Annotated in this window: 11 protein-coding genes; 7 read left to right on the forward strand and 4 right to left on the reverse strand. The window is 64.2% G+C overall.

All coding sequences use genetic code 11. The annotated features are described in order from the left end of the window. The first annotated feature begins 1 nt into the window (after window position 1). From ISM_RS11050 to ISM_RS11080, 7 genes are all read left to right on the forward strand, one after another. Window positions 2–1402, forward strand: coding sequence for a TRAP transporter large permease (locus ISM_RS11050; protein WP_009814249.1), 1401 nt, complete (start codon window positions 2–4; stop codon window positions 1400–1402). 106 nt (window positions 1403–1508) lie between these two features. Then, entirely contained in the window at window positions 1509–2075 is a 567-nt protein-coding gene (locus ISM_RS11055) for a hemerythrin domain-containing protein (protein ID WP_040618481.1), read from the forward strand. 141 nt (window positions 2076–2216) lie between these two features. After that, entirely contained in the window at window positions 2217–3248 is a 1032-nt protein-coding gene (locus ISM_RS11060) for a BMP family protein (protein ID WP_009814251.1), read from the forward strand. Next, window positions 3248–4786, forward strand: coding sequence for an ABC transporter ATP-binding protein (locus ISM_RS11065; RefSeq protein WP_009814252.1), 1539 nt, complete (start codon window positions 3248–3250; stop codon window positions 4784–4786). The genes ISM_RS11060 and ISM_RS11065 overlap by 1 nt, the downstream gene beginning before the upstream one ends. After that, entirely contained in the window at window positions 4776–5828 is a 1053-nt protein-coding gene (locus ISM_RS11070) for an ABC transporter permease (protein WP_009814253.1), read from the forward strand. Before ISM_RS11065 ends, ISM_RS11070 begins: the two co-directional genes overlap by 11 nt. A gap of 3 nt (window positions 5829–5831) precedes the next feature. Continuing rightward, window positions 5832–6779, forward strand: a complete 948-nt coding sequence (locus ISM_RS11075) for an ABC transporter permease (protein ID WP_009814254.1) — start codon at window positions 5832–5834, stop codon at window positions 6777–6779. Next, window positions 6779–8062, forward strand: coding sequence for an amidohydrolase family protein (locus ISM_RS11080; protein ID WP_009814255.1), 1284 nt, complete (start codon window positions 6779–6781; stop codon window positions 8060–8062). Before ISM_RS11075 ends, ISM_RS11080 begins: the two co-directional genes overlap by 1 nt. A 56-nt stretch (window positions 8063–8118) precedes the next feature. Here ISM_RS11080 and ISM_RS11085 read toward each other — a convergent pair whose 3' ends face one another. The 4 genes from ISM_RS11085 to ISM_RS11100 form a co-directional block, all read right to left on the reverse strand. Next, window positions 8119–8763 carry a DUF1523 family protein gene (locus tag ISM_RS11085; RefSeq protein ID WP_009814256.1) on the reverse strand — a complete coding sequence of 215 codons (645 nt, stop codon included), beginning with the start codon at window positions 8761–8763 and terminating at the stop codon, window positions 8119–8121. Window positions 8764–8774: 11 nt separating this feature from the next. Further along, window positions 8775–9041 (reverse strand): hypothetical protein, encoded by a 267-nt coding sequence (locus ISM_RS11090; protein ID WP_009814257.1) that lies wholly within the window; start codon window positions 9039–9041, stop codon window positions 8775–8777. Between the two features lie 20 nt (window positions 9042–9061). Then, entirely contained in the window at window positions 9062–10381 is a 1320-nt protein-coding gene (locus ISM_RS11095; RefSeq protein WP_040618482.1) for a DUF6638 family protein, read from the reverse strand. A 130-nt stretch (window positions 10382–10511) separates the two neighbouring features. Further along, window positions 10512–12449, reverse strand: a complete 1938-nt coding sequence (locus ISM_RS11100; RefSeq protein WP_040618483.1) for an AAA family ATPase — start codon at window positions 12447–12449, stop codon at window positions 10512–10514. Window positions 12450–12659: the final 210 nt, after the last annotated feature.

A 12659-nucleotide genomic window follows, 5' to 3' on the forward strand; every position in this document is an offset into this window, starting at 1 on the left:
CATGGAACCGATTGATATTGGGCTGATCGTCACCGGCGGCATGCTGGTGCTTGTGATCCTCGGCATGCGGGTGGCCTTTGCCGCCGCGGCCTGTGGCATGGTGGGGCTGATCTGGATTTTCTGGGCCAAGTTCGGCTATGACCCGGCGCGGTTCGGCAAGGCGGTGACGGTGGCGGTCAAGACCGCCGGGCAGGTGCCGCATTCCAAGGTGAGCGCGCAATCGCTGAGCCTCATTCCGACGTTCATCCTGATCGGCTATCTCGCCTATTACGCGGGGCTGACCAAGGCGCTGTTCGAGGCGGCGAAACGCTGGATCGCCTGGGTGCCGGGGGGCTTGGCGGTGTCGACCGTGTTCGCGACCGCGGGCTTTGCCGCCGTCTCTGGCGCGAGCGTCGCGACCTCGGCCGTTTTCGCGCGCATCGCCATTCCCGAGATGCTGTCCATTGGCTATGACAAGAAATTCGCAGCCGGTGTGGTGGCGGCGGGCGGCACGCTGGCCTCGCTCATCCCGCCGTCGGCGATCCTCGTGATCTATGCGATCATCGTCGAGCAGGATGTCGGCAAGCTCTTGCTGGCGGGGTTCCTGCCGGGGATCTTCTCGGCGCTGATCTATGCGCTGCTGATCATCGGCATGGCGATGTCGATCAAGGGGTTTGGCCCGCCGGTGGGCGGCTTTACCTGGCGCGAGCGGCTGGTGGCGCTGCCGCCAGCGCTGCCGATCCTCGTGGTTGTCGCGACCATCGTTCTGTTTGTCTACAACCCGTTTGGCGGCGATGCCTGGGGCACGCCGACCGAGGGCGGGGCGATCGGGGCATTTGTGGTGTTCCTGATGGCGCTCTATCGCGGCATGCGCTGGGGGCAGTTCAAGGATGCGCTGCTTGAGACCGCGAAGCTCAGCGTGATGATCTTTACCATCATCTGGGGCGTTCTCATCTATGTGCGCTTTCTCGGCTTTGCCGATCTGCCGGGGGCCTTTGCCGATTGGATCACCTCGCTCACCATGTCGCCGATGTTGATCCTTGTGTGTATCCTGCTCGCCTATGCGGTGCTGGGCATGTTCATGGATGCGATCGGGATGCTGCTTCTGACCCTGCCGGTGGTCTATCCGGCGGTGATGGCGCTCAACGGGGGCGAGTTTGTCAGCGCCGCCGACAGCACCTTTGGCATGTCGGGGCCGATGTGCGCGATCTGGTTCGGCATCCTCGTGGTGAAGATGGCGGAGTTCTGTCTCATCACGCCGCCCATCGGGCTCAACTGTTTCGTGGTGGCCGGCGTGCGCGATGACCTCAGCGTGCAGGACGTGTTCAAGGGCGTGACGCCGTTCTTTATCGCGGATGCGATCACCATCGGCCTGTTGGTGGCCTTCCCGATGATCGTGCTCTGGCTGCCCGGTCAGGTCTGATCCGGGAGCAAGGACCAAGTGACGGGGCCGCCTCTGTGCGGCCCCGCGTGTTTGCGGTGCGGGGCTGCGCATTTGTTATAGTGTAACGTGCCCCCATATGCTCGTCATGACCAGACAGCATGACATAAGCCGGGAGGCGCTTCCGCAAGAGATGCGTTTCCTGCTGCGGGACTATCCGCGCGACGCTTGGCCGGAGAATCCGCATTTCACCCGCTCGATCCGCAACTGGATGGGCGCCCATCAATCCTTTCGGCAGCTCGGCGAGATCGCCCGGGGCGAGACCGAGCTCTATCTCACCAAGGGGCGTGATCCGCAGGAATTCGCGGCGCGGTTTGCCGAGTTTGGCAACCTCTTGGTGCGCAACCTCCACGGGCACCATACCTGGGAGGATCGCAAGTTCTTTCCGGAGCTGGAAGGCGCCGATCCGCGCTTTGCCGAGGGGCTCGAGATGCTCGAAGGGGATCACGCGGAGATGGACGAATTGCTCGACCAGTTCACCCGGCAGGGCAACCGGGTGGTGCAGCTTGTGACGCTCGACGAGGGGCAGGCGCGAAATGAGGCAGGGCTGCTGCATGATTTGGCAGCGCGGCTCGAAGGCTTTCTCGCGCGGCATCTCAGCGACGAGGAAGACCTTGTCGTGCCGTTGCTTTTGCACCACAAATTGAGAGGATAGAGCGTGATCCCGGGCGGCTGGCCCGGCCGGGACATTCGGGGCAGGAAAACTTGGGCGGACCCAAGGTCGTTGCCCCGAATCGCTTTGCTCTTTACCGTTTGGTAAAATATGAAAAATCGCCAACTGGGATGGGATAGGAATATGAAACTCACAAAACCCGTGTTTGCCCCGCTGAACCGCCGGGGTGTTCTCAAGGGCGGTGCCGCGCTCGCCGCGACCGCCGGTCTTGGCGCGATGCCGACCGGCCTGCTTGCACAAGAAAAGATCAGCGTCGCCGCCATCTATACCGTTCCGGTTGAGCAGCAATGGGTGAGCCGCATCCACAATGCCGCCACCGGCGCCGTCGAGGCCGGTCAGATCGAGTATCAATTCTCGGAAAGCACCTCGAACACCGATTACGCCCGCGTCATGCGCGAATATGCCGACAGCGGCGTCGACATGATCATCGGCGAGATGTTCGCGGTCGAGCAAGAAGCGCGCGAAGTGATCGCGGAATATCCCAACACCACTTTCCTGATGGGCTCGTCCTTCCCGGCGGATGAAAACTATCCGAACCTCGGTGTGTTCGACAATTACATCCAGGATGCGTCCTATCTCAGCGGCATCATTGCCGGGTCGATGACCGAGACCGGCAATATCGGCATGGTCGGCGGTTTCCCGATCCCCGAGGTGAACCGGTTGATGCATGCCTTCATGGCCGGTGTCCGCGAAGTGAAGCCCGAGGCGAAATTCCAGGTGAGCTTTATCGGGTCGTGGTTCGATCCGCCGAAAGCCAAGGAAACCGCCTTTGCGATGATCGAGAACGGTGCCGATCTGCTCTATGCCGAACGCTTTGGCGTGTCGGACGCGGCGCAGGAGAAGGGCATTCTTGCCATTGGCAACGTGATCGACACCCAGGCCGATTACCCCGAAACGGTCGTGGCCTCGGCGCTGTGGCATTTCGAGCCGACGCTGCAGGCGGCGCTGGCCAATCACAAGGCAGGCACGTTCAAGGCCGAGAATTACGGCGTCTATTCCTTCATGAAGGAAGGCGGCTGTTCGCTGGCCCCGCTCGGCACGTTTGAAGGCAAGGTGCCGGCCGAGGCGATGGCGCTTGTCGAAGAGCGGACCAAGGCGATCAAGGCCGGTGAGTTCACCGTCGAGATCAACGACGACGAGCCCGCTTCTTCCTGATGACTGACAAGACGACGGCGCAGGACATTGTCCTGCGCCTCAACCGCATCACCAAGCGCTTTGGCAGCCTGACCGCCAATGACGGGATCAGTTTCGAGCTGCGGCGCGGTGAGGTGATCGCCTTGCTGGGCGAAAACGGTGCGGGCAAGACCACCCTCATGAATATTCTCTTCGGCCATTACACGGCCGACGAAGGCACGGTCGAAGTCTTTGGCCAGCCGCTGCCGCCGGGCGAGCCGGGGGCGGCGCTGGCGGCGGGCGTCGGCATGGTGCATCAGCATTTCACGCTGGCCGACAATATGAGCGTGCTCGACAATATCCTGCTCGGCACCGAACCTTTGTGGAAGCTCGGCATGGGCCGTGGCGCGGCGCGGCGCAAAGTCAGCGATCTGGCGCGCGATTTCGGGCTGGTGGTCGATCCGGACGCCCGCATCGGCAGCCTGTCGGTGGGCGAGCGGCAGCGGGTCGAGATCCTCAAGGCGCTCTACCGCGATGCGCGGATCCTGATCCTCGACGAGCCGACCGCGGTGCTGACCCCGCAGGAGACCGACGCGCTCTTTGAGACCTTGCAGAAGGCAGTGGCGCAGGGGCTGTCGATCATTTTCATTTCGCACAAGCTGCATGAGGTCATGGCGATCTCGCAGCGGGTGCTGGTGCTGCGCCACGGCAAGCTGGTGGGCGAGGTGGCGACGCAGGCGACGGATCGTCACAAGCTCGCCGAGATGATGGTCGGGGCCGAGATCACCCCGCCGGCGCCGCGCGAGGCGCGTCCCGGCGCGGTGCTGATGTCGCTCAAGGCGGTCAGCACGGCGGCACGGGGCAATCAGACCGGGCTGCGCGCCGTTGATCTCGACCTGCGGGCCGGGCAGATCACCGGGCTCGCCGGGGTGAGCGGCAACGGCCAGGGGGCGCTTGCCGATCTGCTGTCGGGGCTCGAGGTGCCGCAATCGGGCGAGATGCATCTCGCCGAGGGCGAGACCGCCCGCTGGACCCCGCGCGCCGCGGTGGCGCAGGGCGTCGGGCGCATCCCCGAAGACCGGCACAAGACCGGCACGATCGCCGATTTCAGCCTCACCGAGAACGCGGTGCTGGAGAGCTATACCAAGCCGCCGATCGCGCGGCGGGGCTGGATGAACTGGCGCGAGGCCGAAGACCAGACCCGTGCCATCATCGAGAAATACGACGTGCGCTGCCCGGGGCCGGAGGCGCGTATTCGCCTGCTGTCGGGCGGCAATATGCAGAAACTCATCCTTGGTCGGGTCTTTGAGGCCGCGCCGCGCATCATCCTCGCCAATCAGCCGGTGCGGGGGCTTGATATCGGGGCGGTGACCTATGTGCAGGAACAGCTCATCGCGGCGCGGGACGCGGGCGCGGCTGTGCTGCTCATTTCCGAGGATCTCGACGAGGTGCTGGCGCTGTCGGATGTCATTCATGTGATGTCCGAAGGCCGGTTGTCGCCGGAATTTGCGCGCGGGACGAAGACGCCCGCCGAGCTGGGGGTATGGATGGCAGGACAGGGGTTTGACGATGCGGCTTGAACCGGTGGCCAATCCGGGGCTGGCGCGATCGCTGGGATACCCGGCGGTGGCGCTTGGCCTGACGGTGGTGGTGGCGTCGCTGCTGGCGCTGGCGGCCAAGGCCGATCCCTTTGCGACGCTGGGGCTTATCCTCAAGGGGGCGGCGGGGTCGAAATTCGCGCTGCTCGAGACGTTGAACCGGGCGACGCCGCTCATTTTCACCGGGCTGGCGGTGGCGGTGGCCTTTCGCGCCAAGCTCTGGAATATCGGGGCCGAGGCGCAGTTCTATGCCGGGGCGCTGGTGGCGGTGCTTTTGGGCACCGGGGCGCTGGGCTTTCTCCCCGGGTTTCTGCTGATCCCGGCGATGGCGGGGGCGGCGATGCTGGCCGGGGCGTTGATGCTCTTGGGGCCGGTGATGCTCAAGGTGCGGCTCGGCGTGGACGAGGTGGTGACCACCTTGCTTTTGAACTTCATCATGCTGCTCTTTATTTCCATGCTGCTCGAAGGCCCTCTCAAGGACCCGATGGGCATGGGCTGGCCGAAATCCGAGCCGCTCGACCGGGCGGCGCGGCTGGGGAGGATCGTCGATGGTCTACGGCTGCATTGGGGGTTTGGGCTGGCGCTGATTTCGGCGGCGGTGGTCTGGATCATCCAGGCGCGCACCACGCTCGGCTATGAGATCCGCGCGGTGGGGCAGAACCCGCAGGCAGCGCGGTTTGCGGGCATTCCGGTCAATCTGGTGCTGGTCAAGACGGCGCTGTTGTCCGGTGGTCTTGCGGCGCTGGCGGGCTGGTCCGAGGTGGCGGGGCTCAAGGGCAATCTGACGCTCGATATCAGCCCGGGCTTTGGCTACACCGGCATCATCGTGGCGATGCTGGCGCTGTTGCATCCGGGCGGTGTGGTCATTTCAGCCATCTTTGTCGCGGGCATTTTCGTGGGCGCAGACAGCATGAGCCGCGCCGCCGGGGTGCCGACCTATATCGCCGATATCCTGCTGGCGACGGCGCTTCTCTTCATGGTGCTGGCGATATTGCTGACGCGGTTCCGCGTGGTGAGGGGGTAGGCCATGGCGGATATCATCGACATTCTTCTTTCGGCAAGCTTCTGGGCCGCGGCGGTGCGCATCGCCTCGCCGCTGATCTTTGCGACGCTGGGCGAGCTGATCTGTGAGCGTGCCGGCATTCTCAACCTCGGGATCGAGGGGATCATGGTTCTGGGGGCCTTTACCGGCTGGCTGGCCGTGTATTACGGCGCGGATCTGTGGACCGGGGTGGCGGTGGCGATGGGGGCGGGGATGCTCTTTGGCCTGCTGCATGCGACGCTGACGGTGCCCTTTGGCCTGTCGCAGCATGTGGTGGGGCTTGGCATCACGCTCTTGGCCACGTCTGTGGCCTATTTCGCCTATCGGCTGGCGCTGCCGCAGGTGACGAGCCCGCCGCGCATCACGCCGTTTCAGCCCTACGAGATTCCGCTGCTGTCGGATATTCCGATCCTCGGGCCGGCGCTCTTTGCGCAGACGCCTTTGACCTATCTCGCCTTTGTGCTGGCCTTCGCGGTGTGGTTCACCCTCTACCGCACGCCGCTCGGTCTGGCCCTGCGGGCCGTCGGCGAAAACCCCGGCGCGGTCGAGGCGCAGGGCCTGTCGGTCACCGCGCTGCGCATGGGCGCGGTGATGGTGGGCAGCGGTTTCATGGCGGTGGGCGGTGCGTTCCTGACCATGTCGGCCTTTTCGAGTTTCTTCTTCGAGATGGTGAACGGGCGTGGCTGGATCTGTATCGCGCTGGTGGTCTTTGGCGCGTGGAAGCCGGGCAAGGCGGTGCTTGGCGCGCTGTTGTTCGCCGGGTTCGATGCGCTGCAGATCCGGTTGCAACAGACCCCGCTCGGCGCGGAAATTCCCTATCAGATTTTCCTGATGATCCCCTATATTCTGTCGATCCTGGCGCTCATCTTCATGTCGCGCCGGGCCGAGGTGCCAGCCGCGCTCATGGTGCCCTATAACCGAGGAGAACGCTGATGGCCGAGTTCGACATTCTGGTGACGGGCGGCACGCTGCCGGATGGCCGCGTGGCGGATATCGGCATCACCGGCGACCGGATCGCGGCGCTGGGCGATCTGTCGGGGTCGACAGCAGGCGAGGTGATCGAGGCCGCCGGCGATCTGGTGAGCCCGCCCTTCGTTGATCCGCATTTTCATCTCGACGCGACGCTGAGCTATGGCACGCCGCGCATCAATGCCAGCGGCACGCTGCTGGAGGGGATCGCGCTCTGGGGTGAGCTCAAACAGACGGTGACGGTGGATGAGATGGTCGAGCGGGCGCTTGCCTATTGCGATTGGGCGGTGAGCCTCGGGCTGCTCACCATCCGCAGCCATGTCGATGTCTGCGACGACCAGCTGCGCGCCGTGGAGGCGATGTTGCAGGTGCGCGAGACGGTGAAACCCTATCTCGATCTGCAGCTCGTGGCCTTTCCGCAAGATGGGCTCTATCGCGACCCAACAGCGCATCAGAACCTGATCCGCGCCCTCGATATGGGGGTGGATGTGGTGGGCGGCATCCCGCATTTCGAGCGCACCCGCGCGGCGGGCGATGCCTCTGTCACCGAGCTGTGCGAGATTGCCGCGAAACGCGGGCTCATGGTCGATATGCATTGCGACGAGAGCGACGATCCGCAGAGCCGCCATATCGAGACGCTGGCCGCCGAGACCACGCGGCTCGGGTTGCAGGGGCGGGTCGCCGGATCGCATCTCAGCTCGATGCATTCGATGGACAATTACTATGTCTCGAAGCTCTTGCCGCTGATGGCGGAGGCCGAAGTATCCGCCATTCCGAACCCTCTCATCAACATCATGCTGCAGGGGCGGCAGGACACGTTTCCAAAGCGGCGCGGGCTGACCCGGGTCAAGGAGATGCAGGCGCTCGGCATCCGGGTGGGCTGGGGTCAGGATTGCGTGCGCGATCCGTGGTACAGCCTCGGCACCGGCGACATGCTCGACGTGGCCTTCATGGGGATGCATGTGGCGCAGATGAGCGCGCCGGAGGAGATGCAGCGCTGTTTCGACATGGTGACGCAGGAGAACGCGGCCATTCTGGGGCTCGAGGAGTATGGGCTGCGCGAGGGCGCGCTCGCCTCTCTCGTGGTGCTCGATGCGGGCAGTGCGATCGAGGCGCTGCGGCTGCGCCCGGCGCGGCTTGCCGTGGTGTCGAAAGGCAAGATCGTCTCGACCCAGCCGCGGGGCGACGCGACGCTCAGACTGCCGGGACGACCGAAGAGCGGCAACCGGCGGCATGAACTCAGCTAAGAACCGCCAAGAACCGCCAAGACCTGCGCCGTCCCCGGTGAGGGCGGCGCTTTGGGTTATTTCGAGCGCCAGCTGTCGCGCCAGCGGCGCAGCCGCGACCGGCGGTCGTTGATCGCGTTTCCGGCGGCGTCCCAGCTGTCTTCGATATCGTCAAAGACCGGGTCGATGCGGCGCGCGCGAAACCGCCGCCAGCGCACCCAGATCGCCCAGACCGTGGCAAAGAACAGCGTCAGGATGATGATGTTGAGCCAGGGGATCGGGCTGTAATCCGGGCCCGGCGCGGGCTTGATCGAGATCGCGTTGGGAAAGATCGTCAGGAACTCGTTGCGCCAGCCGTAGTGTTTGACCACGTACCATTCCGGGTTGGCCTTGGTCGAGACGGCGTCATTGGCCTCGGTATAGAGATTGGCGGTGTCGAATTTGAAATAGGGCGGCCAGCGCCAGCCGGTGTCCTCGTTGCGATAGACGATGGCGCGGCCATTGGGGCGCACCGCCTGAATGAACTGCACGTCGCGATTGGCGAGCGAGGTGGATTGATCCTCGGGCTCCGACCAGAAGATCCGGGTCCAATCGGTCAGATCCTGCCGTTCCTCATAGGTGTTGACGATGCGCACCGTGTCATGCTGCGGCAGCGTGTAGTGAAAGAAGATCGCGACAGCCGCCCAGAAGGTCAGCCAGAACGCCCATTTGAGGTAAACCATTAAGCGGCCTTTCAGTGGAAATTCGTCAGGTAGATGATCACCGAGACGATGATCACCGGGATCACATAGACCCCGAGGATAAGCTTGCGCCGGAGCGAGCGGTCATAATCGCGCAGGCCGTCGTCCATGAAGGCCTCATAGCTGCCTTCGTGGCCGCCTTCCTGCCATTCGGCGTTGAGTTTGCCACGGCGCACCGAGCGCGACCAGAGCGACAGGCAGATATAGATCACCGTCAGGACAAAGAACCCTATGACGACGAGCCGGGCCAATGCGAACATGGGTCTGTCTCCTTAGCTGCTTAGCGGCGGACCGGGCCCCAAGGGCCGGTGGTGGGCCGTTTGAGGGGCGGGGGTGGCGTTTGATGGGCAAAGAGTGCCTGTCGGGTGGCCTCTTTGTCCAGTTGATAGTCCTGTTTGAGGAAGCGCACGGCATAGTCCTTCTTGGCCTCGGGCCAGCTGGCATAGAGCCGGTAGAAGAGCGATTTGTGGCAGATGAAGAGCTGTCGGATATCCTTGGGGGCGAGTTCGGCCAAGAGCATGTTGACGAGATCGGCATCCGGGTGATCGGCGGCGCGCAGGGTGTAGAAATAGGCCGGGTGATCGGAGGCGATCCGCGGCCAGTCGCCGCCCGCCTCGGCCCAGGTCACCAGGCTGTTGAGCGCGTGGAACTCGGGCGGCAGGAGGGCGCTGTGCCGGGCGGCGAGACGGCGCAGCGCGGCGCTGTCGGCGCCCGGGGTGATGTCATGGGCACAGAGCGCATCGACGAGGATGAACTCCATCTTTTGGCGCAGGATGGCGGCGGCATCGATGCCGCGCGCGCCGATCACCGGCTCGACCAGCTTGTTGAGGTCGAGAAACTTGGCGATCTGGTTGCGCTGGCTCAGATCAAAGACATGCGCCAGCGGCGCGTCGTCAAAGAGCGCCCGGTCGCCCGCGGTGATGAGCGCGGGATGGGCCACGGTCTGAAAGAGATAGGTGCCGCCGAAATGGGCGGTCCAGAAATTGCCCTGCTCAAATTCCATCTTGGGCAGGGCGATCGGGTTGCGGGTGATGTCGCCGGTCTCGCCCGCCAGATCGATCATCTCGGCGATGAGCAGGTCGTCATACCAGCCGTCGTCGCGGCTCAGAAATTCGCCGATCTTCTGTTCGAGCTGGGCCGCGTGGCGCAGCGCGCCGCCGGTGGTGTCGGCCTCGATGGTGATGCGGCGCAGATCGAAGAGCCGGGCGGGCGTGGCCATGTCATAGACCGAATTCACCAGCTCACCCGCCACCGCATCGCGGGCGGTGAGGGCAAAGAGCGCGGGTTCGTTGTCGTCGATGAAACGGCGCAGGATCGAGCGCGAGGTCGAGAATTTCGCATCGAGCAGCGGCGCGGTTTTCTGCGCGGTGCTGAGCAGGATGAACTGCCGGTTGACGCCCGCATGGTTGAGATAGAGCGGATCGCCGAGCTCGTGGCCGATCTCCGGCGAGAAGCCCGAGATGTCGATGTAGAAATCGGTGAGCGCGGTTTCGCGGCCCGTCAGATGTTTGAGCGCCCGGTTGTAGCGTTCCACCAACGCGGGCGAGGCCACGTGGACGAGATTGCCATACATGAGGCCGGATTGGATGAGGCGGTTCATTTTGTTGGCCTTCTCGCAGAACAAGAGCGAGGCGCCCGGCCCGAGGGGGGGGGGGGCGGAACGCGCCCGCCCTGGGGGGCGGGTCGGGCGCGTCGCGGCGTTGCCGCGATATAGGCTTGTGTCAGAGAGCTCATCCCTTGCTCTCCAGATAGCGGCGCTTGGCCTCTTCGGTGCGGCCATAGTCGCGGATCATCGCTTCGATCGCGGCTTCGTCGCTCTTGTCGGCGTAGCGGAATTCGCTGTCGGCGTAGCGGTTGATCTCTTGCAGCACCATGTCGATGGTGATCTGCTGGCGCAGCTCGTCGATCATCGCTTTCTTGGTCTCATAGTCGCGGAAGAGGAAGAGATCGGGCTTTTCCATCCATTCATCGGGCAGTTCGAAATCCATGGCGCGGACCTTGACCGCGTCGGTGATGTTCTTGATCGCGCGGCCGGTAAAGCGTTCGTCGGCCTCTTGGATGCCCTTGAGATAGGTGCCGAGCTTGGCAATCGTGTCGAGCGGGCCGATCTCATTTGCCACCCGGTCATAGACCCGCAGCAGCCCCTCTTCATGGGGTTTGCCATGGCTTTCAAAGCTGGCGGCAACGGCTTTTTCGATCTCTTGCGCGGCGTAAAGTTCATGCGCGCCGAGCGGGATGTCGTGGTCGTTGCCCATCAGCAACGCCAGAATATCGATGTAATCCTCGCGGGTCTGTGGCCCATCGACGAGGAACCGGGCCCCGGCGCGCTGGCGCAGGGCGTCGTCGACATTTTCGGGATAGTTCGAGAACATGCCAAAGGTGCAATTGCCGCGCACCACGGTGTTGGCCCCGGCAAAGCTCTCCATCAGCACGGCGGTGATTTCGAGCTGGCCGGCAGAGGATTGGCGGTCGCCCCGCTTGCCGGCGAGCTGATCGATATCGTCGATCGTGCCGAAACCGATCACGCCCGGATCGAGCACGTTGTTGATGAAGGCCTTGGCGTTTTGCGCCGATTTGCCCTGATAGCTGTCGATACTGTCGGTCGAGAGGTTCTGATAGCGAAACGGATAGCCCGCGTTGTCGCAATAGTCCTTGATCAGCCCGGCCATCATCTGAATGAGCGTGGTTTTCCCGGTGCCCGGCTTGCCGTCGCCCATGAAAGTGAAGATGAAGCCGCCAAGCTCGGCAAAAGGGTTGAGCCGCCGGTCGAAATCATAGGCCATGAGCATTTTCGACAGCTTCAGCGCCTGATATTTCGCGATATGGTTGCCGACCACCTCATGCGGTTTCTTGAAGCTCATGGTGAGGGTTTGCGACTTGCCCTTGGTCGAGGGGGCAAAGCCTCGGATCGTCAGGTCATCGGCCTCGATGCGCCAGGAGGCATTGGTAAAAGGCGCGAGCCGGGGCGCGGTCTGGGCGCGCAGGGCGGCCTTTTCCATGAGCTGTTCGGCATAGGCCTGGGCGGTGGCGATGGCGCGGCTGTCGTCATGGGCCTCGCGGGCGAGCATCTGATCGAGCTCCCAGAGCGCGCCTTGCAGGGCCATCTGGGCGTGATCGGTCAGCAGCTCTTCGACCTCGCCGAGCTCGACCGTGGTTTCGCTGCCATGGGGGGCGAGGAGGTAGGCCGCCGCATTGGCAAAGACATGGGCCGCGATGAGCGCCTCGGCAGCCATCAGCTCGGTAAAGTCGGATTTCTTGTCGGCGGGCAGCGTGCCTGCGAGATTGGCGCGGCGCAGATCGGCGAGGCCGGTGGCCTCGGCATAGTGTTCCGCCAGCGCCAGCGCGATGGCCAGCGCCCGGCGCAGATCGGTGAGCAGCGTCGCCTGCTGGGGCGAGGGGATCGGGTCGTCCTCATCGGTGCCGGTGATCCGGGCGATGAGATGCACCCCCTCGGGCCGCGCGGTCGAACGGGTCACAAGCCCCGGCGTCGTGCTGCGAAAGCGCCGCCGCGTGCCGACCCCGGACGAGCGTTCCGGTGCGGCCTCGGCGGGGGCGGCGCTGGCGATGCGGGGGGTGTGGTCGAACCCGGTGAGCAGGGCGGTGGCCGCCGTCATATGTTTGGTGATATCTGCTTCGCGCAGCTCCATCATATCGGCGGTCAAACTCATCTTGCGCATCCCCTTGCGGCGCGGCCCCGTGGCGCGCGACCTGTTACCATACCTCTGCCCCGGTCCGGAGCGCCGGGCGGGCCTTGGGGCGCGCGATCCCTGTCGTGATGTCAGGGGGTTACTGCGCGGGGCCGGACCGGGCGGGGCGGGGTCTTATAGGAGGAAATGTATAGGCGCGCCCAGCGTTTTGCCATGTTTAATTGGCGGTGC

This window comes from Roseovarius nubinhibens ISM (assembly GCF_000152625.1).
Taxonomy (GTDB): domain Bacteria; phylum Pseudomonadota; class Alphaproteobacteria; order Rhodobacterales; family Rhodobacteraceae; genus Roseovarius; species Roseovarius nubinhibens.